The sequence below is a fragment of the Streptomyces sp. genome, assembly GCF_031181555.1.
Lineage (GTDB): Bacteria > Actinomycetota > Actinomycetes > Streptomycetales > Streptomycetaceae > Streptomyces > Streptomyces fimbriatus.
On sequence record NZ_JAPSKQ010000004.1, the window covers coordinates 69,401 to 92,085 of the forward strand.

18 protein-coding genes and 1 pseudogene are annotated in these 22,685 nt (G+C 73.8%); 5 read left to right on the top strand and 14 right to left on the bottom strand.

Going from position 1 to position 22,685, the window contains the following annotated elements:
• Positions 1-253 precede the first annotated feature (253 nt).
• Positions 254-1,009 (top strand): NAD(P)H-binding protein, encoded by a 756-nt coding sequence (locus tag RIM90_RS01950; protein WP_309058733.1) that lies wholly within the window; start codon positions 254-256, stop codon positions 1,007-1,009.
• A gap of 295 nt (positions 1,010-1,304) precedes the next feature.
• On the opposite strand, the gene RIM90_RS01955 is transcribed toward RIM90_RS01950, so the two are convergent.
• Entirely contained in the window at positions 1,305-2,540 is a 1,236-nt protein-coding gene (locus RIM90_RS01955) for an ROK family transcriptional regulator (protein ID WP_309058734.1), read from the bottom strand.
• A gap of 143 nt (positions 2,541-2,683) precedes the next feature.
• Here RIM90_RS01955 and RIM90_RS01960 point away from each other — a divergent pair, with 143 nt between their 5' ends.
• On the top strand, positions 2,684-3,889 hold the full coding sequence (locus tag RIM90_RS01960) for an MFS transporter (RefSeq protein WP_309058735.1): 1,206 nt from the start codon (positions 2,684-2,686) through the stop codon (positions 3,887-3,889).
• Here RIM90_RS01960 and RIM90_RS01965 read toward each other — a convergent pair.
• Entirely contained in the window at positions 3,849-4,307 is a 459-nt protein-coding gene (locus tag RIM90_RS01965) for a thioesterase family protein (protein WP_309058736.1), read from the bottom strand. The two genes, RIM90_RS01960 and RIM90_RS01965, sit on opposite strands and share 41 nt — an antisense overlap.
• Before the next feature lie 174 nt (positions 4,308-4,481).
• On the opposite strand from RIM90_RS01965, the gene RIM90_RS01970 reads away from it, so the two are divergent.
• A complete protein-coding gene (locus RIM90_RS01970) occupies positions 4,482-5,900 on the top strand; it encodes a solute carrier family 23 protein (RefSeq protein WP_309058737.1) in 1,419 nt (472 codons plus the stop codon).
• On the opposite strand, the gene RIM90_RS01975 is transcribed toward RIM90_RS01970, so the two are convergent.
• Entirely contained in the window at positions 5,882-7,006 is a 1,125-nt protein-coding gene (locus tag RIM90_RS01975; RefSeq protein WP_309058749.1) for a glycoside hydrolase family 6 protein, read from the bottom strand. The two genes, RIM90_RS01970 and RIM90_RS01975, sit on opposite strands and share 19 nt — an antisense overlap.
• Positions 7,007-7,180: 174 nt before the next feature.
• Here RIM90_RS01975 and RIM90_RS01980 point away from each other — a divergent pair, with 174 nt between their 5' ends.
• Complete coding sequence (locus RIM90_RS01980) at positions 7,181-7,867, top strand: DUF5995 family protein (protein WP_309058738.1); 687 nt, start codon at positions 7,181-7,183, stop codon at positions 7,865-7,867.
• 226 nt (positions 7,868-8,093) lie between these two features.
• Here the strand turns inward: RIM90_RS01980 and RIM90_RS01985 are convergent, their stop codons facing one another.
• From RIM90_RS01985 to fmt, 11 genes and pseudogenes are all read right to left on the bottom strand, one after another.
• Positions 8,094-9,791, bottom strand: coding sequence for an NAD(P)/FAD-dependent oxidoreductase (locus tag RIM90_RS01985; RefSeq protein ID WP_309058739.1), 1,698 nt, complete (start codon positions 9,789-9,791; stop codon positions 8,094-8,096).
• Positions 9,792-9,831: 40 nt separating this feature from the next.
• Positions 9,832-10,620, bottom strand: a complete 789-nt coding sequence (locus tag RIM90_RS01990) for a carbon-nitrogen hydrolase family protein (protein WP_309058740.1) — start codon at positions 10,618-10,620, stop codon at positions 9,832-9,834.
• Between the two features lie 865 nt (positions 10,621-11,485).
• Positions 11,486-12,688 (bottom strand): MFS transporter, encoded by a 1,203-nt coding sequence (locus RIM90_RS01995; protein WP_309058741.1) that lies wholly within the window; start codon positions 12,686-12,688, stop codon positions 11,486-11,488.
• A 160-nt stretch (positions 12,689-12,848) separates the two neighbouring features.
• Positions 12,849-13,301, bottom strand: coding sequence for an Lrp/AsnC family transcriptional regulator (locus tag RIM90_RS02000; protein WP_095748338.1), 453 nt, complete (start codon positions 13,299-13,301; stop codon positions 12,849-12,851).
• 10 nt (positions 13,302-13,311) lie between these two features.
• Positions 13,312-14,790, bottom strand: a complete 1,479-nt coding sequence (locus RIM90_RS02005; RefSeq protein WP_309058742.1) for an amino acid permease — start codon at positions 14,788-14,790, stop codon at positions 13,312-13,314.
• Positions 14,791-15,062: 272 nt separating this feature from the next.
• Positions 15,063-15,551, bottom strand: a pseudogene (locus RIM90_RS02010) (GNAT family N-acetyltransferase); the annotation flags it as partial.
• 87 nt (positions 15,552-15,638) lie between these two features.
• Positions 15,639-17,081: a GuaB1 family IMP dehydrogenase-related protein gene (locus RIM90_RS02015; RefSeq protein WP_309058743.1), complete on the bottom strand. Its 1,443-nt coding sequence runs from the start codon at positions 17,079-17,081 to the stop codon at positions 15,639-15,641.
• Positions 17,082-17,294: 213 nt separating this feature from the next.
• A complete protein-coding gene (locus tag RIM90_RS02020) occupies positions 17,295-18,338 on the bottom strand; it encodes a sugar-binding domain-containing protein (protein WP_309058744.1) in 1,044 nt (347 codons plus the stop codon).
• Between the two features lie 78 nt (positions 18,339-18,416).
• Complete coding sequence (gene rpe, locus RIM90_RS02025; protein ID WP_309058745.1) at positions 18,417-19,103, bottom strand: ribulose-phosphate 3-epimerase; 687 nt, start codon at positions 19,101-19,103, stop codon at positions 18,417-18,419.
• Positions 19,104-19,259: 156 nt separating this feature from the next.
• On the bottom strand, positions 19,260-20,678 hold the full coding sequence (locus RIM90_RS02030; protein ID WP_309058746.1) for a transcription antitermination factor NusB: 1,419 nt from the start codon (positions 20,676-20,678) through the stop codon (positions 19,260-19,262).
• 76 nt (positions 20,679-20,754) lie between these two features.
• Complete coding sequence (fmt, locus tag RIM90_RS02035) at positions 20,755-21,687, bottom strand: methionyl-tRNA formyltransferase (protein WP_309058747.1); 933 nt, start codon at positions 21,685-21,687, stop codon at positions 20,755-20,757.
• A 319-nt stretch (positions 21,688-22,006) separates the two neighbouring features.
• Between fmt and RIM90_RS02040 the strand changes: the two genes are divergently transcribed.
• Complete coding sequence (locus tag RIM90_RS02040) at positions 22,007-22,555, top strand: hypothetical protein (protein WP_309058748.1); 549 nt, start codon at positions 22,007-22,009, stop codon at positions 22,553-22,555.
• Positions 22,556-22,685: the final 130 nt, after the last annotated feature.

Genomic DNA, 22,685 nt, shown 5'->3' on the forward strand with positions numbered 1-22,685 from the left:
GACGACGGCCCTTGCCCGCCGCCGGGTCTCACCACACCGGCGCGGTGAGCGCCTCGGCCGGACGGGCCCGCCCCCCGGGTGCGGGCCGTGACGGGCTCGGACAAGCTGGACTTCGTACGCCGTCGGCCGGCGCCGGCGCGGAACCCGCGGCAACGGCTCTCCAGGCCGATGTCACATCTCGCGGCGGCCGCCCGTCCCAGCTGACGGGGGCGCACCGGCAGGGGGCGCCCGGTGTCCGAAGGGGCTGAACAGCATGACCACGATCCTGGTGACCGGCGGTACCGGAACGCTCGGCCGGCTCGTCACCGAGCGGCTGCGGGCGGACGGGCACGAGGTGCGGGTCCTCAGCCGGCACTCCCGGCCGTACGCCGTCGACCTGCGGGAGGGCGGGAGCGGCCTGCACACGGCCCTCGCGGACGTGGAGACGGTCGTGCACTGCGCGACGTCGCCGCGCGGCGGCGACGAGAGGGCGGCGACGAACCTGATCGCCGCGGCCCGGCGGGCCGGGGTGGGTCATCTCGTGTACATCTCGATCGTCGGCGTGGACCGCGTGCCGTTCGGGTACTACAGGACCAAGCTGGCGGTGGAGCGCCTGGTCGAGGAGTCGGGGCTGGGCTGGACGGTGCTGCGCACCACCCAGTTCCACGATCTGCTGCTCATGCTCTTCCAGGGCCTGGCCAAGGTGCCGGTCCTGCTGCTGCCGGCCCGGGTGAAGGACCAGCCGATCGACACCGCCGAGGTCGCCGAGCGCCTGGCGGAGCTGGCCCAGGACGGGCCGGCGGGCCGTGTCGAGGACATGGGCGGCCCGGAGGTGCGGACGTTCGACTCGCTGGCCCGCGCGTATCTGCGGGCCACGGGCCGCCGGCGCGCGGTGGTGAAGGTCCCCCTGCGCGGCGCGGCCTACCGCGCCTTCCGCGGCGGCGGCCATCTCACCCCGGAGCGGGCGGTGGGCAGGCGCACGTTCGACGAGTTCCTGGCGGAGCGGTTCGGGGGCACGGGGCGCCGGTGAGCGGGCCGGCCCCCGCCGTGCGGGCGGGCCGGTCCGCGCACTCGCCCGCACGGCGGCCGGGGAGCCGGCACCGAGCCGCCCCGGGCGGGGCCTGCCACCGCCGACCGGGGCCGAGTCGTCTCCCTGCGGCGGGCGGCCGGATCGCCGGCGGAGCCGTGAGGGCCCGCGCGGAGTGCCGAAGTCGCCGGTGACGATCCCGGCGGGCCCGGGTCGCGGATCCGCCGGGCGCGACGCTTTCCGGGAAGGAGTCACTCCCGCGGCCGGAGCACACCGCCCCGGGGCACCGACCGCGGGCTCACGCCCCGGCCGCGGGGCGGGGTCGACCGACGGCGTCGAAGTCCCAGGGCGCGGGGGACCCGAAGAGTTCGTCCTGGGCGCGGTCCCGGGCGGTCAGCAGCGCGCCCCGCAGGACCGCGCCGCCGCCCAGGACGCCGGCCCGCACCTCGGCGGGCAGCGGCGAGAGGGCGGCCAGGCGGCCCTGCACCCGGGAGGCGAGCGCCTCCCCGCCGGCCTGCCCGACCTCCCCGCCCAGCACCACGCACCCGGGATCCAGCAGTGCGACCACCGACGCGACGCCCACGGCGATCCGGTCGGCCAGCGCGTCGAGGAAACGCACCCGGGCGGACGCCGGTCCGGCTCCCCGGACGGCCGCCCGCACCGCCCCCGCCGCCACCGGCTCGACCCCGGGCTCGGCCACGACGCCGTACTCCCCCGCCAGTTCCGCGACCGCCGCCGCCCCGGCCAGGGAGTGGAAGCCGCCCGCGCAGTCCGTGGCCGACGGGAGGCCGTTCGTGCCCGGGACCGGGAGGAAGCCGATCTCGCCCGTGCCGCCGGAGGCGCCTCGGCGCAGGGCACCGTCGAGGACCACGGCCGCGCCGGTGCCGTGGCCCAGCCACAGCAGGACGAAGGTGTCCCGGTCGCGGGCCGCCCCGTCGCGCTGCTCGGCCAGGGCGGCGAGGTTGGTCTCGTTCTCCACGCTGATCCGGGCCTCGGGGAGGCGTTCCTGGAGCGCGGCGACCAGGCGGCGGTGCCATTCGGGCAGGCCGGTGGAGTCGCGCAGTTCGCCGCTCGCGGGGTCGATCAGTCCCGGCGCGCCGATCCCGACGGTGTGCAGCCGGTCGGCGCCCGCCTCCTTCACCGCCCGCTCGACCAGCGCCACCGCCTGCTCCACGGCGGACCCCGTCCCCGCGTCCCCGGTGATGGGCACGGACGCCTCGGCCAGGACCTCGCCGACGAGGTCGGAGACGACCACGGCGACGCCCTCGGTGCGCACGTCGAGCGCGGCCAGGTGCGCCCGGCCGGCGACGAGGCCGTACAGCTTGGCGTTGGGTCCGCGCCGCTGCTCCCCCGCCTCTCCGACCACCGCGATCAGACCGGCGGCGGTGAGGCGCTCGACGAGGTCGGCGACGGTCGGCCGGGAGAGCCCGGTCAGCTGCTTCAGCCGGCCTGCCGTCAGCGGGCCTTCCTGCTGGAGCAGACGCAGGGCGAGCCGGTCGTTGATGGCTCTGGCGGTGCTCGGGGATGCGGCCATGCCGGGATCCTTCCAGATCGGCGGGACCGGTCGGGGCGCAGGACCGGCGGTGCGGGGTCAGCCGTATACCACTTATCTTTCAGGCAGGGACCCTGATAGTTTACGGCCGCACGTACGGGACGGACGACCGGAGGGGCGGGACGATGAGCGAAGTGGTCCACGGGCGGCTCGAGGTGAGGCGGGCACGGTACGCCGTGGCCGCCGTGTTCGCCGTGCACGGCGCCGTCACCGGCTCGTTCGCCACCCGCGTCCCGTGGATCCAGGACCACGCCGGGGTCAGCGCGGGGCAGCTCGGGCTGGCGCTCGCCTTTCCCGCGCTCGGCGCGTCCGTCGCGATGCCGCTCGCGGGGAGGATCAGCCACCGCTTCGGCGCCCGCACCGCGCTGCGCGGACTGATCGCCCTGTGGACCCTCTCGCTGGTCCTTCCCTCACTCGCCCCGGACCTGCTCACCCTCTGCCTGGCCCTGTTCGTCTACGGCGCCACGGCCGGGATGTCCGACGTGGCGATGAACGCGCTGGGCGTGGAGGTGGAGAACCGCCTCGACAAGTCGATCATGTCCGGACTGCACGGCATGTGGAGCGCCGGCGCCCTGATCGGCTCGGCGGCCGGCACGCTCGCCGCCCACCTCGGCGCGGACGCCCGGCTGCACCACGTGCTCGCGGCCGCCGTCCTGACGGTGACGGGTGTCACCGCCTGCGCCTGGGTGCTGGATCTGCAGCCCGCCGAGGACGAGGAGCCGCCGCCGAGGTTCGCGCTGCCGCCGCGCTCCGCGCTGCTGATCGGCGCGATCGGGTTCTGCGCGGTCTTCGCGGAGGGCGCCAGCCTGGACTGGTCGGCGGTCTACCTGCGCGACCAGCTCGGTGCCTCGGCCGGTCTCGCCGCCGCCTGCACGACCGGTTTCACGCTCACCATGGCGATCGCCCGGATCGCCGGTGACCGGGTGGTGGACCGCTACGGCGCCGTCCGCACGGTCCGGGCGAGCGGTGTCCTCGCCGTGCTCGGCGGACTGCTGATCGTCCTCGCGCGGCATCCCGCGATGGCGATGGGCGGCTTCGCCCTGATGGGTCTGGGCATCGCGGTGGTCGTGCCGCTGTGCTTCGCCGCCGCCGGCCGCAGCGGCACCAACCCGAGCCTGGCCATCGCGGGCGTCGCGACCATCACCTACACCTCGGGGCTCATCGCCCCGAGCGCGATCGGGCTGCTGGCCCAGGCGACCAGCCTGATGGTGTCGTTCGTCCTGGTCACGGTGCTGTCGTGCGGCCTGGCCGGCTTCGCGAGGGTCCTGCGCGCCGGCGACCGCACGAAGATCACGCGTCCGGACGCAGCAGTTCCCGGCCCGCGGCCCTGAACGCCTCGCTCCAGGGCGCCGGGCGCAGCGTCCCGGCGTCCAGCCGCACCAGCACCCGGCTGCCCCGCGCGTACGTCACCGCGCCGTCCCGCGAGCAGAAGCGGAAACCGTAGGTCAGCCCGGTCGTGCCGAGCCGGTCCAGCCAGAGGTGGACGGCGTAGGCGCCGGGCCGGGTGACCGGCGCCTCGTAGCCGATCCGGAATTCCCTGACCGCGTTGCAGGCGTCGCCGGCCGCGGCCCAGTCGCCCTCGAAGCGGACGCCCTTCTCCTGCCACAGCTCGGTCCAGGCCCGCTCGACCAGCAGCGGATAGCGGGCGTTGTGCAGCAGCCCCAGCGCGTCGAGGTCGTCGAAGTGGACGGTCACGGGGATCAGCCGGCCGTAGGACAGGGCGGGGGCGGTCGGGGCTTCGGCGGTCACGGCGGGACTCCTGGGACGTACGGGATGAGTGCCGCTTACATCGACCAGCGGCGCGCCCCCATCCTAAGCAAACGCTCAGCGAAGGCGGGCCCGCCCGGCGGGCGGTCCGGAGCACCCCTGCTCACCCCCGACAATGGTCCGGACACGCTGCACGTACGACGAAAGCGACAGCCCATGAATCTCGGCGTCCGCTGGACACTCCACGGCGACGGACGCACCCCGGCGCCGGGGGCGGTGGTCCGCCCCGACGAACGGCTCTCCTGGCCCCGCACCGCCGGGCTCGGCGCCCAGCACGTCGTGGCCATGTTCGGGGCGTCCTTCGTCGCCCCGGTCCTCATGGGCCTGGACCCCAACCTCGCGATCATGATGTCGGGGATCGCGACCGTCGTCTTCCTGCTGGCGACCCGGGGCCGGGTGCCCAGCTATCTGGGCTGCTCGCTCTCCTTCGTCGGCGTCGCCGCGGTCATCCGGGCCGACGGCGGGTCGAGCGCCACCGTGACCGGCGCGGTGTTCGTGGTCGGGGCGGCGCTGTTCCTGGTGGGTCTCGCGGTGCAGCGGTTCGGGGCGCGGATCATCCACGCCACGATGCCGCCGATCGTCACCGGCGCGGTGGTGATGCTGATCGGCTTCAACCTGGCGCCGGTCACCGCCGCCACCTACTGGCCGCAGGACCAGTGGACCGCCCTGCTCGTGATGCTGTTCACCGGTCTGGCGGTGGTCTGCCTGCGCGGCTTCTGGTCCCGGATCGCGATCTTCCTCGGGCTGGTCTTCGGCTACGCCCTCTCCTGGGCGCTCGACCGGGTCTTCGGCAAGATCCACTCGGCGGACGCGAGCGGCCGGGTCACCGACCACTGGCGGCTGGACCTGTCCGGTGTGGGCCAGGCCGACTGGATCGGCCTGCCGAGCCTGCACGGCCCGTCCTTCGAGTGGTCGGCGATCCTGGTCGCCCTCCCGGTGGTCATCGCGCTGATCGCCGAGAACGCCGGGCACGTCAAGGCGGTCGGCGAGATGACCGGCGACGACCTCGACGACAAGCTCGGCACGGCGATCTCCGCCGACGGCGTCGGCTCGATGCTGTCCACCGCGGTCGGCGGCCCGCCCAACACCACCTACTCCGAGAACATCGGCGTGATGGCCGCGACCCGCGTCTACTCGACCGCCGCCTACTGGGCCGCCGCCGGCTTCGCCCTGCTGTTCGGTCTGTGCCCGAAGTTCGGCGCGGTCGTGGCCGCCATCCCGGGCGGTGTGCTCGGCGGGATCACCGTCATCCTGTACGGCATGATCGGCCTGCTCGGCGCCCAGATCTGGATCAACGCCAAGGTGGACCTGCGCAATCCGCTGAACCTCGTGCCCGCCGCCGCGGGCATCATCATCGGCGTCGGCAACGTGACGTTGGAGTTCACCGACACCTTCTCCCTCAGCGGCATCGCGCTCGGCACGCTCGTCGTCATCACCGGCTACCACGCGCTGCGCGCCTTCGCGCCCGCCCACCTCAAGACGCAGGAGCCGCTGCTCGACGAGGGCACCTCCTCCTACGACGAGAGCGGCAAGGGCGCCCCGGACGGCGGGAGTCCTCAGCGTGCCAACTCGTAGGCGTACGACGGGGTGAAGGTGCCCGGCGCCCCCTTGCAGCCGTCCGACTCCCCCGGCAGCTTCACCCACAGGTAGGCGTCGATCCCGGATTCGCCGGTGCTGAGCGTCGGGGTGCGGCCGAGCCTGCGGCCCGCCGGGTCGCACCACTCGCCGTCGGCCGGGGCGCCGTTGCCGTTGCGGCTGGTGTCGATCACCGCGCCGAGGCCGGGCGGGCCTCCGAGGGCGTCGAGCACGGCCCGGTCGTAGGCGACCTCGTCGGCCGTGTCGTGGAAGTTGGACACGTTGCTGAAGATGCCGTCGGAGGAGGCGGCCGAGGCGGCTCCGGCCTGGCGCAGCCAGCCGGCCTGTTTCGCGGGCGCGTGCCAGCCGGAGTGCCCGGCGTCGAAGTAGACCCGGGCCCTGGGGTTGGCCTCCTTCAGCACCCGTCCGGCGCGGGCCAGCGAGGCGAAGCGGTCGGCGCGCTCCCCGGCGGAGAGGCATTCCGCCTGGGCGACGGAGTCCGGTTCGAGGACGACGACGACCTCGCCGGTCCCCAGCCCGGCGGCGAACCGGTCGATCCAGCCGTCGTAGGCGTCCAGGTCGGGCGCCCCGCCCTGGGAGTGCCCGCCGCAGTCGCGGTCGGGTATCGCGTACGGCACGAGGACGGGCACCCGCCCCTGCGCGGCACCGCCCGAGGTGACCGCGCGCACCCGCGAGGTGATGGTGTCCGGGGAGTAGTCGGCGAACCACACCGCCGCCGGCCGGTCGGCGATCCGGGACTTTATGACCGCGCGGCGCGGGTCGCCGGGGTTGGCCCGCACCCAGTCCAGGACCCGGGACTCGGGGTGGAGGTGGAGACGGGTGGACACGGGGGCCGCCCGCGGCTTCGTCCGGGTCTTCGACGCGGACGGCTCGGGTCTCGCCTTCTTCTTCGGGCTCGCCTTCGCCCCGGGAGAAGGGGACCCGGTCGCCGACAGGGAGGGCGACGGCACGGCGGGCAGCGGTTCCAGGCGCGGCGACGAGGTCACTTCCGGCCTCGCCGCGTCCGGGCGGCCTCCGTCGCCGACCGCCGCCATCATGCCGGTGACGCCGCCGACGGCGACCACCACGGAAGCCGCCGCGACCATCGCGCCGCGCCGGACGGCGCGTCTGCGCTCGGCCCTTCGCGCGGCCAGGCGCCGGGCACGCGAGCCTTCCACGGTACTGCTCCCCCCTCCCCCACGACGGGCGGGTTCCCCCGATCCGGGGAAGCGCCGGGCCCGTCGCCGTCGGTCCCAGCCTAGAGGTGCGACTCTGCGCCCATGGCGCAATGCGAACAAGTCCTCACCCCCGTGGACGGGGTCGTCGCCCGTATGCGCGCCCTCGACGCGGCCCTGCCCGCGCGGGACGGGGTCGCGGTGTTCAACCGCGTCTACCTCGCGGTCACCGAGGCCGTGGACGGGTGCATCGACGCGGGCCGCTTCACGGACGCCCGGGCCGCGATCACGCTGGACGTGCGGTTCGCGGAGCGCTACCTGGCCGCGGTCGACGCGGTGGAGGAGGAGCGGCGCCCGCCGGCCTGCTGGCGCCCGCTGTTCCAGTTCCGCCGCCATCCCGGGGTACGTCCCCTGCAGTTCGCGCTGGCGGGTATCAACGCGCACATCGGTCACGATCTGGCGCTCGCCGTCGTGGACACCTGTCGTACCCTCGCCTGCGAACCCGCCGACCTCGAGGACGAGTTCGACCGGGTGGGCGACCTCCTCGTCTCGCTGGAGGACCGCATCCGCGAGGAGCTGACGCCGGGCCCCGATCTGCTCCGGATCGCCGATCCGCTGACCCATCTGCTCGGGGCGTGGAGCCTGGAGCGCGCCCGGGACGCCGCCTGGACGGCGGCCCGCGCCCTGTGGGCGCTGCGCCGGCTGCCGGACGTCGCCGAAGAGTTCACCGAACGCCTGGACACGGCGGTGGGCTTCGCCGGACGCATGCTGCTCATCCCGTTGCCCGACTGATCCGGCCACCACTGCGGCCGGACCAGTCGGGCAGCGCGAAGGCACGGCGCCGCACCGCCGGCCACGTCGACGGCCGAGGGCTGTGGCCGCGGACGTCCGGACGCCGGTGGCCACGACCGTCGAGGTCCTGGTCGACGTCCTCGGACTCCGCGCGCGAGGCGCAGGAGCCCGCGGACGTCGCGGCCGCCGTGGTCCGGGAAGGCACGGCGGCCGGGGTCCGAGGGGCTCAGTCCTCGGGGAGTTCCACCGGGGCGATCTCGTCGTAGACGTCGCCGGGGCCCGGGTTGGTGGGATCGGTCTCGCCGCCGAAGTGGTGCATGACGCCCCAGACCGCGTTCAGCGCGGTCTGCACGGCGCCCTCGGCCCAGCCCGCCGTCCAGGAGATGTCGTCGCCGGCCAGGAAGATGCCCCGCTTGTCCTCGGGCAGCCGGTCCTGCATGAAGTGGGTGAACAGGCGCCGCTGGTAGCGGTAGTGGCCGGGCAGGTTGGCCTTGAACGCGCCCATGAAGTAGGGCTCGTTCTCCCAGGAGACCGTGACCGGGTTGCCGATGATGTGCTTCCGGATGTCGACCTTCGGGTAGATCTCGCCGAGCGACTTCAGCATGACCTCCATCCGCTCGTTCGCGGACAGCGGCAGCCACTTCAGGCTGTCGTCGCACCAGGTGTACGACAGGCAGATCACCGCGGGCTTGTCCGGGCCGTTGTCGAGCAGGTAGGTCCCGCGGGTCATGCGGTCGGTGAGCGTCATCGACATGACGTCCCGGCCGGTCTCCTCGTCCTTGTCCAGCCAGAACGGCCGGTCCACGGGAACGAAGAGCTTGCTGGACTCCATGTAGTGGGTGCGCTCGATCGCGGTCCAGTGGTCGATCGGGAACAGCGAGTCGTCGCAGGCGATCTTCGAGAGAAGCATCCAGGACTGGGCGGTGAAGATCGCCGCCCGGTACGTGCGGATGTCGCCGTTCGCGTCCGTCACCGTGATGTGGTTGCCCGCGGTGCGGTGCAGCCGGGTCACGGCCGGACGCGGCTCGCCGTCCACGTGCAGGGACTTCAGCGAGGTGCCGTACGGCCAGTGGACGATCTTCTCGGGCTCGCGCTCCCACAGGCGCAGCGGCAGCTGCTGGGAGCCGCCGACGATGCCGCGGTGGTGGTCGTCGGCCTCGGTGTAGACGACCCGGAGGATCTCCAGGATGGAGTTGGGGAAGTCGGTGTCCCAGCCGCCGGTGCCGAAGCCGACCTGGCCGAAGATCTCGCGGTGCCGGAAGGACTTGAAGGCCTCGGAGTCGCAGAGGAAGCCGTAGAAGGTCTGGTTGTCGAGCTTCTCGACCAGCTGCGCCCAGATCTCGCGGATGCGCTTGACGTCCCGCTCGCGCATCGCGCGGTTCATGTCGGAGAAGTCGGCGCCCTCTTCGAGGCACCTGTTCCAGGCGTCGGCCACGTCCCGGTAGACCTGCGGCAGGTCGTCGAGCGTCTCGGCGTAGTGCGACTCGCCCTTGAGGTCGACGACGGTCGACGGGGTCGCCTCGGCGAGGGGGTTGGGGAACGGGCGGGTCTCGAGGCCCACCAGGTCGATGTAGTGCTGGAGCGCCGTGGAGGACGGCGGGAAGCGCATCGCGCCCATCTCGGCGGTCAGTTCGGGGTCGCAGCCCTCGAAGCCGACGGTGCGCAGCCGGCCGCCGATCCGGTCGGCCTCGTACACGACGGGCTTGAGGCCCATCTTCATCAGCTCGTAGGCGGCGACGATGCCGGACAGGCCGCCGCCGATGACCGCGACCTCGGTGCCGTGCTCGGTCGCGGGTATCTGCCCGAGGCCCGCCGGGTGGGCGAGGAAGTCGTCGTACGCGTACGGGAAGTCCGGGCCGAACATGGTGATCGGCGGCTGCTGCTCGTCGGCGTGCTCGACGGCGTTGGGCACCGTGGACGTCATGGGGTACGGACTCCTTGCACAAGAAAGACTGCGGGGGAATTCAGACGAGGGACCCGTAGAGGCCGGGGCGGCGGTCCTCCAGGTACGGGTTGTTCTCGCGGGAGGCGGCGAGGAACACGGGGTCCGCGTCGGCGAGGACGAGTTCCTCCGCACGGCCGGCCCGGGTACGGGCGACCCCGTCGGGACCGGCGAGGGTGGACAGGCCCACGAACTCGAACTCGCCCTCCCGGCCGACCCGGTTGACGTACGCGACGTACATCTGGTTCTCGAAGGCCCGCACCGGTACGACCGACTCGGCGACGAACTGGAACGGGTGCATCTGGGCCGTGGGCACCAGCAGGAGGTCGGTGCCGGCCAGGGCGTGGGCGCGCACGTTCTCCGGGAACTCCACGTCGTAGCAGATCATCAGGCCGACGGTGAGGCCGTTCAGCCCGGCCTGCACGACCTGCCGGTCGCCCGGGGTGAAGTGGTCGCGCTCGAAGCAGCCGAAGAGGTGGGTCTTGCGGTAGTTCGCGAGGCGCGTGCCGTCGGCGGAGACGAGCTGGACGGAGTTGTACACCGCGTCACCGGCGCGTTCCGGGTAGGCGTAGGCGATCGCGAGGCCGTGCCGGGTGGCCGTCTCCGCGACCGCGTCGGCCGCGTCGCCGTCGGCGGGCTCGGCGAGCCGGGCGATGTCGTCGCCGATCGCGTACCCGGTCAGGAACATCTCCGAGGTGACGAGCAGCCCGGCGCCCGCGGCGGCGGCACGGCCGGCGGCCTCGTCGAGGACCTTGAGGTTCTCGGCGACGGATCCGGGCCGTCCGGAGCTCTGGAGCAGGGCGGTGCGCATGCGTGTTCCTCACCGGTACGCGGGGGTTTCGGGGGCCAGATAGACGGTACGGTCGGCCGGCTCGGCCGGACAAGGAGGAGCCGTTGCGCGCCGGTGAGCGGTTCGTTGCGTCCGGAGCGGGGCCGACGGCGATTCGTTGCACGGCCTGCGCCGTACGTCGTCCCCGCCCGGGGCGCGGGCCGGGGCGGGCGTCCCCCGCCGCACGGGGAGGCGGGGTCCCGCCCCGGGTGCGATGTGCGGCGGGCGCGGCGCCGGGACAGCGGGGACGTCCGTTCCGCCTGCGGAGAGGACCGCCATGGACATCACCGGGGACATCGCCGGGAGCCACCGTAGGGAACGCACGGCGGCGGCCGCGTTCGGGGCCGCGCTGCTGCTCACCGCCGGGGCCGCGAGCGCCGCGACGGCTTCCGCGTCCCGGGGCCGTCCTCGGGCGTCCGCCGGCCGAGCGGCCCCGGGAGGCCGCCGCGCTCACCGGCACCGCCGAGCTGTACCGCTCGGCCGGGGACGGCATCACCTCCGTCTTCGACGCGCACCTCGCGGCGGAGGACCGCGGCAGCCCGCTGGAGGCCACCGGTGCCTTCGCGCCCGCGCACTGCCTGAACGGCAGGGGCGCCCGGGCGGAGGCGACGGCCGACTGCCTGCACACCGGCGGTGGAGTGGCCGTCGTCACCGGCGTCATCGCCTCCTGCGGCCTGCCCGGCGCGAAGGGCGAGCGGGCCGGCGTCACCGTCCACGACCGCGGCCCGGCCACCGGGGCCGCCTCGGCCACGGCCGGGCCGCGACCGGCAGCCCGGCCGGGACGAAGGAACTGCCGAAGCGCGTGGGCCCGGCGCCGTTCGAGCGGGGGAAGGGGGCACGGGCGACTTCACGGTCGTGCCCTGGCGGCCCGGGCTCTGAGCCCCGCGAGCAGCAGCACCGCCGTCACCAGGTAGGGCACGGCGAACACCGCGAAGGCGGTGCTGTGCGCGCTTCCCGAGGCGATCACCGTGTAGCCGCCGAAGACCGCGACCGTCGCCAGCTCCGTGCCCAGTCCCGCGACCGAGGTCAGGGTGGCCCGGCCGGTGGCCTCGATGCGCCGCTGCAGCCGGGCGTCGGCGAGCACGGTGGCCGCCTGGAAGCCGCCGAAGGCGAGGGCGACGAGGACGAGCCCGGCCGGGGTGCCGGCGACCGAGCCGGCCGCCAGGGCGAGGCCGGCACCGGCGAGCAGGGCCGCGAGCCCCGTCGTGCCGAGGCGCTCGCCCTCCCCGGCGAGCAGGCTGCCGGCGGTGGCACCGGCCCAGATCAGCAGGAGCAGGAAGGGGACCGTCCCGTCGGCGACGCCCGTGTCGCGGACCAGCAGGGGCGTGTACTCGTCGAGGGCGCCCCACACGGCGCTCACGGCCGGCACGAGCAGCAGCGCCCCGCGCACGGACCGGTCGGCGCGCGCCTCGGCGAGCCCGGCCCGCAGGGTCGCCGCCCAGCCGCCGTGTCCGGCGTCCGGGGAGCGGTGTTCGGGGAACCGGGTGGCCGTGGCCGCCGTCAGCAGGCACACCAGCACACTGGCGGCGCCCACGGCGGCGTGACCGCCCCAGGCGAGCACGGGGCCGGCGAGTCCCATGGCCGCCATGACGGCGACCAGTCCGGCCGCGCGGGCCCGGCCCATGACCCGGGTGTAGCGGTCGGCCGCGTCGAGCCGTTCCAGCTCGTCGTGGACCAGTGCCTCCAGCGCGCCGGAACCGAGCGCTCCGCCGACGCCCCACAGGACGAAGCCGACCGCGAAGGCGCCGTACGACGGCAGCAGCACCCACAGGGCGAAGCCGGTGGCGGTGAACAGGGGGCCGAGCCACAGCAGCGTCCGGCGGGAGACGGCGTCGGCCCAGGCGCCGGAGGGGACCTCCAGCAGCACCCCGGTGACCGACCAGAGGGCGAACAGGGAGGAGATCTGCCAGACCGTGAGACCGGTGTCGCTGAACAGCAGCGCGTACACCGGGTAGAGCAGGACGAAGTCGTCGAGGAACGCGTAGCCGTACAGCGTGGTCGTCAGCCGTCGCACGCGGACGTCGGGCCCGCGCGTGGGCGTGAGAGTCATGAGGCCTTCCCGTAAGGGCGGTTCGGACACCGGACGTGGAGGACGTACGGCGCCCGAGGCGGCCCTCGGGAGGCACGGCTGGTGGATCAATGTCGCCAGGTCATGACACCGATGGTAGACGGGCCGGAGGGGGTCCGGCCCGTCGTTTTCGTGAACCGCCCTACGTGGGCGATCCCGACGAGAACCGCCGCAGCAGCGGGGACAGCACCAGCACGGATTTGGTCCGCTCGACGAACGGCTCCCCGGCGATGCGCTCCAGGACCCGTTCGAAGTGGCGCATGTCGGAGGCGAAGACCTGGGCGATCGCGTCCGCGTCACCGGTGACGGTGGAGGCGGCCACGACCTCCTGGTAGCGCTCCAGGCCCCGCTGGATGGTCTCCGGGGAGGTGTTGCTGCGGCAGTAGATCTCGACGAACCCCTCGGTCTCCCAGCCGAGGGCGGCCGGGTCCACCCGGACGGTGAATCCGGTGATGGCCCCGGTGGCGCGCAGCCGGTCCACGCGCCGTTTCACGGCGGGCGCGGACAGGCCGACGAGCTGGCCGATGTCCGCGTAGGAGCGGCGGGCGTCCTCGGCGAGGGCGTGCACGATGCGTTCGTCGAGATCGTTCAGCACTGCGGGTGGTTCACTTCGCTTCTGAGGGGACCGGTGCGGCGAGCCGGGAGCGGCGGTAGCCGTACAGGAAGTAGAACACGAGTCCGACGGCCATCCAGACACCGAAGACCACCCAGGTGATGGTGGACAGGCTGCCCATCATCCACACGCAGAAGGCGAAGCCCAGCGCGGGCAGGACCGGCGACAGCGGCACCCGGAAGGTGCGGGGCATCTCGGGACGCTTCCGGCGCAGCACCACGACGGCCACGTTGACCAGCGCGAAGGCGAACAGGGTGCCGATGCTGGTGGCGTCGGCGAGCTGGCCGAGCGGGACCGCCGCGGCCAGGACACCGCAGAACAGGGAGACGATCAGGGTGTTGGCGCGGGGCGTGCCGGTCCTGGGGTTGACCTTGGCGAACACCTTGGGCACGAGTCCGTCGCGGGACATGGCGAACAGGATGCGGGTCTGGCCGTAGAGCACGACCAGCACGACGCTGGCGATGGCGATGACGGCGCAGAAGGCCAGCAGGGTGCCCCAGAAGGTCTGGCCGGTGACCTCGCTCATGATCTGGGCGAGCGCGGCCTCGGAGTCGGTGAAGTCCCGCCAGGGCTTGGCGCCGACGGCGACGGCGGCGACGAGGACGTACAGGGCCGTCACGATGACCAGCGACAGCAGGATCGCGCGGGGCAGGTCGCGCTGGGCGTTCTTGGCCTCCTCACCGGCGGTGGAGGCGGCGTCGAAGCCGATGTACGAGAAGAACAGGGTGGCCCCGGCGGCGCTGACGCCGGCCATGCCGAGCGGCATGAAGTTCTCGTAGTTGCCGGAGCGGAAGCCCTGGACGCCGATGGCGCAGAACAGCACCAGCGCGCCGATCTTCACGATGACCATGATCGTGTTGGCGCGGGCGGACTCCCGGGCACCGCCCATCAGGAACGCCATCGCGAGCAGCACGACGATCAGCGCGGGCAGGTTGAACACCCCGCCGTCGCCGGGCGGGGCGGACAGCGCGGCCGGGATCGTGACGCCGACGGTGCCGTCGAGCAGTTCGTTGAGGTACTCGCCCCAGCCGACGGCCACGGCGGCCACCGACACGCCGTACTCGAGGAGCAGGCACCAGCCGCAGACCCAGGCGATCAGCTCGCCCATCGTTGCGTACGCATACGAGTACGAGGAGCCGGAGACCGGGATGGTGCCCGCCAGCTCGGCGTAGGAGAGGGCCGAGAAGAGGGCGGTCAGACCGGCGATGACGAAGGAGAGGGTGACGGCCGGACCAGCCTTGGGGACGGCCTCGCCGAGAACGACGAAGATGCCGGTGCCGAGGGTGGCGCCGATGCTGATCATGGTCAGCTGCCACAGTCCGAGGGAGCGGCGCAGCGAGCCTCCCTCGCCCTGGCCACCCTCTGCGACCAGGCGTTCCACGGGCTTGCGGCGCATCAGGCGTGCGCCGACGCCCGGGGCGGTCCGAGCGGTGGGACTGCTGTTGCGCGGGGGTGCGCCTTGGTCGAGCACGCGCTGACTCCTTCGTCACTGCCGGTCTTCCGTGGCGGGGACCGGCGGCGCCCCGCGACAGCCGGGACCCGTCGAGCGGGGTCCCCGCCACACCACGTACAGCGGGTAACCCTACGAGGTCCGGCGTTGCTGCTGAAATGCAGCAACCTTGCGCACCGCCGTAAGATCATTGCGTTCCTCGCGCCAGGGCGGGTGTTCGTTGCGCCGGGGCTTTCGTCCGTTGCACCCGGACCCGGTCGGTTCGCGCGTCGGGCCGGCTCCGCGGCGAGCGGTTCCCTGACCAGGAAGGTGCACGGATCGACGCACTCGTGGACCGTCCCGCCGGCGTCCCGGTACGTCCAGCGGTCGAGGTAGTCGGTGAGGGGGCGGTAGCCGAGCCGCGCGTGAAGGGCGGCCGCGCGCGGGTTGCCGGCCGCGGCCCCGAGCCCGACGGCCGTGTGGCCGCGCTCCAGGGCCAGGGCCTCGGCCCTGCGGATCAGTGCGCTGCCGATGCCGCGCGAGCGCAGGTGCTCGGGCCACACACCGAGGCCGTTGATCTCCGCGCGGCCCGGCCGGGCCGCGCGTACGCCGGGGTCCGCACAGCCGCCCCGGCGCACCTCCGCGTGGCCCACGGGCAGCCCGTCCAGCCAGGCGACGAGGTGGGTGCTCTCCCCGGCCTGCTGCCGCGCGAACCGCAGGGCGTGGAACGAGGTGGCTCCCGCGGAGCCGATGCACCGGTCCAGCAGTTCCACGTCGGCGGCCCGGCAGACGGTGATCTCCAGCCGGCAACCGTACGGGCCCGGGCACGCCACGGCCCCCGTCTTTCCCGGCGGGCGGGATCGACGGGGGCCGTGGGGAGGCGGTCGCCGTCAGTTCCAGCTGGCGTGCAGCGGCTTGCCCTCGGCGTAGCCGGCGGCGCTCTGGATGCCGACGACGGCCTTCTCGGCGAACTCCTCCAGCGAGGCCGCGCCGGCGTAGGTGCAGGAGGAGCGGACGCCCGCGATGATCGAGTCGATCAGGTCCTCGACGCCCGGCCGGGCCGGGTCGAGGAACATGCGGGAGGTGGAGATGCCCTCCTCGAACAGGCCCTTGCGGGCCCGGTCGTAGGCCGACTCCTCGGAGGTGCGGTTGCGCACGGCACGCGCGGAGGCCATGCCGAAGGACTCCTTGTAGGGGCGGCCGTTCGCGTCGTGCTGGAGGTCGCCCGGGGACTCGTAGGTCCCGGCGAACCAGGAGCCGATCATCACGTTGGACGCACCGGCCGCGAGCGCCATCGCGACGTCGCGCGGGTGGCGGACGCCGCCGTCGGCCCACACGTGCTTGCCGTACTTCTTCGCCTCCGCCGCGCACTCCAGGACGGCGGAGAACTGCGGGCGGCCGACGCCGGTCATCATGCGGGTGGTGCACATGGCGCCGGGGCCGACACCGACCTTGACGATGTCCGCGCCCGCCTCGATGAGGTCGCGCACGCCCGCGGCGGCGACGACGTTGCCCGCGACGACCGGGACCCGCGGGCCGAGGTCGCGGACCAGCTTCAGCGCGCTGATCATCGACTCCTGGTGGCCGTGCGCCGTGTCGATGACGAGGGCGTCGACGCCCGCCTCCAGCAGCTGCTGGGCCTTGCCCGCCACGTCACCGTTGATGCCGACGGCGGCGGCGACGCGCAGCCGCCCCCGGTCGTCGGTGGCCGGCGTGTACAGGGTGGCGCGCAGGGCGCCCTTGCGGGTGAGGATGCCGGCGAGACGGCCGTCGGAGTCGACGGCGGGGGCGTAGCGCCGGTTGGCCGCGTCGAGGGTGTTGAAGGCCTCGCGCGGGTCCATGTCGGCGTCGATGAGCAGCAGGTCGCGGGACATGACCTCGGTGAGCTGCGTGAAGCGGTCCACGCCGGCGAGGTCGGTGTCGGTGACCACGCCGACCGGCTTGTGATCGTCGTCCACGACGACGCCCGCGTTGTGCGCGCGCTTGGGCAGCAGGGCGAGCGCGTCGGCGACGGTCTGGTGCGGGGCCAGCACGATGGGGGTGTCGAGCACCAGGTGGCGGCTCTTGACCCAGGAGACGACCTCGGTGACGACCTCGATCGGGATGTCCTGCGGGATGACCACGAGACCGCCGCGGCGGGCCACGGTCTCGGCCATGCGGCGCCCGGCGATGGCGGTCATGTTGGCGACGACGAGCGGGATGGTGGTGCCCGTACCGTCCGGGGAGCTGAGGTCCACGCCCTGACGCGAGCCGACCGCGGACCGGCTCGGGACCATGAAGACGTCGTCGTACGTCAGGTCGTACGCGGGCTGGATGCCATTGAGGAAACGCACGTGCTGCACATCCCAGTCGATCAGAGGTGGCCCCCGGACAGGTCAGCCAGGGGGAAGAGCACGTACTTCATTGTCCCATGTCGACCTGTACGCGGTCGCCGGGCGCATCGTCCAAGCAGGTCAGGGGGGTCTTGGGAGGAACCTCCAAAGGTGGTCGGGAGGGCGACCGCCGGCGAAGGGAGCGGCGGCGACCGCCCCCCTCCCGGCCGTCGGTCAGTTCCCGTCGGGGTCGGCCCGGTTGAGCGCCGGCTTCGGCGCCGGCCCCGCCGTCATCAGGTAGTCCGCGGCCGAGGTGTCCGTCACCAGGCTGGTGACGAGTCCGGAGCGCAGCACCGCGTCGATCGCGGGCCCCTTGCGCTGTCCGCCCGCGATCGCGACGACCTCGGGGACACGCCGGAGCTGGTCGGTCTTGACCGTGATGCACCGCTCCCCCAGGTCCCGGCCGACCCGGCGCCCCTCGGCGTCGAAGAGGTGCGCGGACATCTCGGCGGCGACGCCGAGGGAGGCGTAGTGCGCCCGCTCCTCGTCGCTGAGCATGTCGTGCACCGTCGAGATGCCCGGCTCCCAGGAACCGATGGAGACACAGGCGACCGTGACCTTGTCGAAGTACTCGAAGGCCCGCGCGATCCCGGTCTGGTGGCGCAGCGCCGCCGCGGTGGCCGCGTCCGGCAGCAGCATCGGCGCGTAGATGGGGTGGGCGTCGCCGCCCGACACCTGTGCGGCGCGCCGCACGGCCTCCACCGAGCCGCGTTCGGCGGTCCCGGCGTCGTACACCCCCGTCAGCTGCACGACCGTGCAGGGCGGCAGCCGGTCCAGGGCCGCCGCCATGTGGATGGTGGAGCGGCCCCAGGCCAGGCCCAGCACGTCCCCTTCGTTGACCAGCTCGCCGAGCAGGTCGGCGGCCACCTCTCCCAGGTTCTCGGGGTCGGGTGTCTCCTCGGCCTCGGCCGGGGACTCGACCACGACGGCGTGCCTGAGGCCGTAGCGGGCGCGGAGCGCGTCGGAGCGCTCTGCGTCCAGCTCGGCCGGCACGCGGATCTCGATCCGTACGAGATCCCGTTCGAGGGCGGTCTCCAGGACCCGGGCCACCTTGAAGCGGCTGACGCCGAACTCCTCGGCGATCTGGATCTTGGATTTGCCCTCGAGGTAGAAGCGGCGGGCCATGGCCGCCGCCTGCACCAGCTCAGCGGGTCCCATCCGCATGGCTGACCGGCCCGCCGACATACCCGACACGGCGATCTCCTCACTGCTGTTCACACTCTGGATTCGCCGTTCATCCTTGCAGATCCGGCGCGGTTGATCAGCCCTGCTGGGAGCCGTTCACATTCCTGACGCTCAGTGGTCGCATGCCCAGGACGCCTTGCCCGTGGCGGCCTCGGCCTGGTTGCGCAATGCACGTACCGCCTCGGCCGGGTCCGACGCCCCGTACACGGCGGAACCCGCGACGAAGACGTCGGCGCCGGCGTCGGCGCACCGCTCGATGGTGGACGCCGAGACTCCGCCGTCGACCTGGAGCCAGAGCTCCAGACCGTGCTTGTCGATCAGCTCACGGGTGCGGCGGATCTTCGGAAGCATGATGTCGAGAAAGGCCTGGCCCCCGAAGCCCGGCTCGACCGTCATGATCAGCAGCATGTCGAGTTCGGGGAGCAGGTCCTCGTACGGCTCGATGGGGGTCGCGGGCTTCAGCGCCATGGAGGCGCGGGCGCCCTTGGCCCGGATCTCCCGGGCGAGCCGCACCGGGGCGGCGGCCGCCTCGACGTGGAAGGTGACGGAACCGGCTCCCGCCTCCACGTACTGGGGGGCCCACCGGTCGGGGGCCTCGATCATCAGATGGCAGTCCAGCGGAGTGTCCGTCGCACGGGCGAGCGACTCCACGACCGGCACGCCGAGCGTGAGGTTCGGGACGAAATGGTTGTCCATGACGTCGACGTGGAGCCAGTCGGCTCCCTCGACCGCCTTCGCCTCGTCCGCGAGGCGGGCGAAGTCGGCGGACAGGATGCTGGGGTTGATCTGCACGGCCATGACCCAAGACTGCCATGCCCGGGCACGGATGTTCGCTCCGGTCCGGACCTGAGTTCCCTCCCCGGATGTCCGGCGCCGCCGTTCGCGCCGTACCGGGCCCCGCGGGCCCGGTACGATCCGGGCGAAAGGCCCTGCGGGAGGGGCCGGAGGCGGGCGTCAGCCGGTCCGGCGCAGGAGCGCCAGGTACATCGCGTCGGTCCCGTGCACATGCGGCCAGAGCTGCACGTCGGGGCCCTCGCCCAGATCCGGTACGCCCGGGAGCAGCGGCCGGGCGTCGATCAGGTCGGCGTCCGGGAACTGCTTGAGGAGGTCGGCGACCACCGCCCGGGTCTCCGCGAGGTGGGGCGAGCAGGTGGCGTAGCCGACGACACCGCCGACCCGCACGGACTCCAGGGCGGTGCGCAGCAGCCCGCGCTGGAGCGGGGCGAAGCCGTCCAGGTCCTCCGGTCGGCGCCGCCAGCGCGCCTCGGGGCGGCGGCGCAGGGCGCCGAGACCGGTGCACGGCACGTCGACCAGCACCCGGTCGAAGCTGCCGGGCCGCCACGCCGGCCGCGTCCCGTCGGCGGCGACGACCTGGTACGGCCCGGGGTTCCCGGCCAGCGCCTTGGCCACCAGCCCGGCCCGGTGCGGCTGCTTCTCCGAGGCGAGCAGTACGGCGCCCCGCTCGGCGGCGAGCGCCCCGAGCAGCGCGGCCTTGCCGCCGGGCCCGGCGCACCCGTCCAGCCACATCCGGTCCCGGCCCTCGACCGGCGCGCCCGCGAGCGCGAGCGCGACGAGCTGGCTGCCCTCGTCCTGGACACCGGCCCGGCCCTCGGCGACCGCCGTGATGGCGCCCGGCTCGCCGCCCTCGGTCAGCCGCACGGCGTGGGGCGACCAGCGTCCCGGCACGGCGGCCTCCTCGCCGAGCAGTTCGTCGGTGGTGGCCCGCCCCGGCCGGGCGACGAGCGTGACCTCGGGGCGCTCGTTGTCGGCCCGCAGCAGGTCCTCGATGCCGGCCCGCCCACCGCCGAGCGAGTCCCACAGCGCGGAGACGACCCAGCGGGGATGCGAGTGCACGACGGCGAGGTGCTCCTCGGGATCGTCCTCGTAGGGCGGCGCGACGCGCTCCAGCCAGCCGTCGAGATCGTCCTGCGCGATCTTGCGCAGCACGGCGTTGACGAACTTGGCGCGCCCGTCGCCCAGCACCACCCGGGCCAGTTCGACCGAGGCGGACACCGCGGCGTGCGTCGGGATCCGCGTCCCGAGCAGCTGGTGCGCGCCCAGGCTCAGCACGTCCAGCACCGGCGGGTCCACCTCGCGCAGCGGCCGGTCGACGCAGGCCGCGATGATCGCGTCGTACGTGCCCTGGCGGCGCAGCGTCCCGTACACCAGCTCGGTCGCCAGCGCCGCGTCCCGCGCGTCGAAGTCGCCCCTCTCGCGCGCCGCGCGCAGCAACGGCGGCAGGACGAGGTTGGCGTACGCGTCCCGCTCGTCCACGGCCCGCAGGGCCTCGAAGGCGAGCACGCGGACGGGGTCCTTCTTGGGCCGGCGGTAGGGCTTGGCGGGCCTGCGGGGCCGACGGGACTGGTCGCTCACGAAAAAGGTGCTCCGGAAGTGGGGTGAAGTGCGCGGTCCAGCCTACGTCGTCGGGGCGGACCGCTGCCCCGCGGCGTCAGGCGCCGACGCTCTCCCCGGCGGCGATCCGCACCCCGCGCGCCCAGTCCGCCGCCCGCATGGGCTTCTTGCCCTGGGCCTGCACCCACAGCAGCTCCACGGCGTACGAACCGGTGCCGACGTACACGTTGTTCTTGCCGACGGCCAGCTGCCCGGGCGCGAGGTCGGTCCGCTCGGGCACGGGAGCGGCCTGGACGATCTTGAGCCGCTCGCCCCGGAAGGTGGTCCAGGCGCCGGGCGCGGGAGTGCAGCCGCGCACCACCCGGTCGACGCGCAGGGCCGGAGCGGTGAAGTCGACGCGGGCGTCCTCGACGGTGACCTTGGGCGCGAGGCTGACGCCCTCGGCGGGCTGCGGCACGGCCTTCAGGGTGCCGTCCTCGATGCCGTCCATGGTCGCGGCGAGCAGCCCGGAACCGGCGAAGGCCAGCCGGGTGAGCAGGTCGCCGCTGGTGTCGGTGGGCCGGATCTCCTCGGTGACGGTGCCGTAGACGGGCCCGGAGTCGAGGCCCTCCTCGATGAGGAAGGTGGAGGCGCCGGTGATCTCGTCGCCCGCCATGATGGCGTGCTGCACGGGGGCGGCCCCGCGCCAGGCGGGCAGCAGCGAGAAGTGCAGGTTGACCCAGCCCCGGGCCGGGATGTCCAGGGCCGCCTTGGGCAGCAGGGCCCCGTAGGCGACGACGGGACAGCAGTCGGGCCCGATCTCCTTCAGGCGCTCCAGGAACTCCGGGTCCCTGGGCCTGACCGGCTTGAGCACCTCGATCCCGGCCTCCTCGGCCCGCTCGGCGACGGGAGAGGCGACCAGCCTGCGTCCCCGCCCGGCCGGCGCGTCGGGCCGCGTGACGACGGCGGCCACCTCGTGCCGCCCGGAGGCGAGGAGTGCGTCCAGTGAGGGAACGGCGACCTCGGGGGTACCGGCGAAGACGAGCTTCATGGGGTGCTTCGGGCCTCTCGGGCGGGGACGGACACGGGCAGCGCACCAGTCTATGGGCCGGCGGTGAAAGTGCCCGTGCGGGGAGAGCCGCCGACGGCGGGCCACCCCGCGCGGGACCTCCCCCTCTTGCCCCTTGTCCCTCTTGTCCCTTGTTCTGCTCCCTTGCCCACCGGAAACGGGTGGTGCGCGGGGGCGTACGCATATGCCGCCACGCCCCACCCCGTGACCCGCGGAGCGGATCCGCGTTGGTCAAGAAAGAGTTGACCACGGGCCTCGACACGGGCCCATTCCTTTCAACGCCGGTTCGAGAGGCTTGTTCATGGCCGACCACGCAACCCACGACGCCCAGGCTCGGGCCAGCCTGCACTTGCTGGTGCGGGACATCGAGCGGGTCCGCCGGCAGGTGGACGCACTGCGCACCCTCACCGCCCAACTGGGCAACGTCTACCGCCCGCGCCGCTCCGGCCCCTCCACGGGCTTCGTCGTCTACGGACGCGCCCCCGCTCCGACGGTCCGTCTCGCCCAGGAACTGCGGGACAGCGTCGAGACCCTGGTCACGGCGGCCGTGGACTTCGACCGCTCACTGGGCTTCTCGTGGGACGCGGTGGGCTCCGCGCTGGGCGTCACCAAGCAGGCGGTGCACCGCCGTTACGGCTCCCGCCGGGCCCCCGCGCAGACGCCGAAGGCCACCGAGGCCGAGCGCGCGGCGGAACCGTCGGGCGCCCGTACGGTCAATGTGGGCGCCGGCCTCTCCACGGTGCCGACGGTCCCCGAGGCCCGCTCCATGCCGACCCAGCCCACCGCGGGCAGCCCGTCCCTGCGCGACGAACCCCGGCCGACGGCCTTCCCGGGCCCCCGCAACGGCTGAGCCGCCCGCTCCCCCTGTCCCGCCCTCCCGGACGCACCGCCCCCGGGAGGGCGTCGGCATGTCCCGGGCGGCGTGTGCCCCGGCCCACCTCGTCCGGCGACCCCGCACCTCGGCGCGGAATGCCCGCGCG

What these genes read in the sequence shown, in the direction of transcription:
- RIM90_RS01990 (WP_309058740.1), bottom strand. Translation starts at nt 10,620, where the DNA reads ATGCGCACCGCCCTGCTCCAGAGCTCCGGACGGCCCGGATCCGTCGCC.
- RIM90_RS01995 (WP_309058741.1), bottom strand. Translation starts at nt 12,688, where the DNA reads ATGACTCTCACGCCCACGCGCGGGCCCGACGTCCGCGTGCGACGGCTG.
- RIM90_RS01970 (WP_309058737.1), top strand. Translation starts at nt 4,482, where the DNA reads ATGAATCTCGGCGTCCGCTGGACACTCCACGGCGACGGACGCACCCCG.
- RIM90_RS01985 (WP_309058739.1), bottom strand. Translation starts at nt 9,791, where the DNA reads ATGACGTCCACGGTGCCCAACGCCGTCGAGCACGCCGACGAGCAGCAG.
- RIM90_RS02040 (WP_309058748.1), top strand. Translation starts at nt 22,007, where the DNA reads ATGGCCGACCACGCAACCCACGACGCCCAGGCTCGGGCCAGCCTGCAC.
- RIM90_RS01950 (WP_309058733.1), top strand. Translation starts at nt 254, where the DNA reads ATGACCACGATCCTGGTGACCGGCGGTACCGGAACGCTCGGCCGGCTC.
- rpe (WP_309058745.1), bottom strand. Translation starts at nt 19,103, where the DNA reads ATGGCCGTGCAGATCAACCCCAGCATCCTGTCCGCCGACTTCGCCCGC.
- fmt (WP_309058747.1), bottom strand. Translation starts at nt 21,687, where the DNA reads ATGAAGCTCGTCTTCGCCGGTACCCCCGAGGTCGCCGTTCCCTCACTG.
- RIM90_RS01955 (WP_309058734.1), bottom strand. Translation starts at nt 2,540, where the DNA reads ATGGCCGCATCCCCGAGCACCGCCAGAGCCATCAACGACCGGCTCGCC.
- RIM90_RS01980 (WP_309058738.1), top strand. Translation starts at nt 7,181, where the DNA reads ATGGCGCAATGCGAACAAGTCCTCACCCCCGTGGACGGGGTCGTCGCC.
- RIM90_RS01975 (WP_309058749.1), bottom strand. Translation starts at nt 7,006, where the DNA reads ATGGTCGCGGCGGCTTCCGTGGTGGTCGCCGTCGGCGGCGTCACCGGC.
- RIM90_RS01960 (WP_309058735.1), top strand. Translation starts at nt 2,684, where the DNA reads ATGAGCGAAGTGGTCCACGGGCGGCTCGAGGTGAGGCGGGCACGGTAC.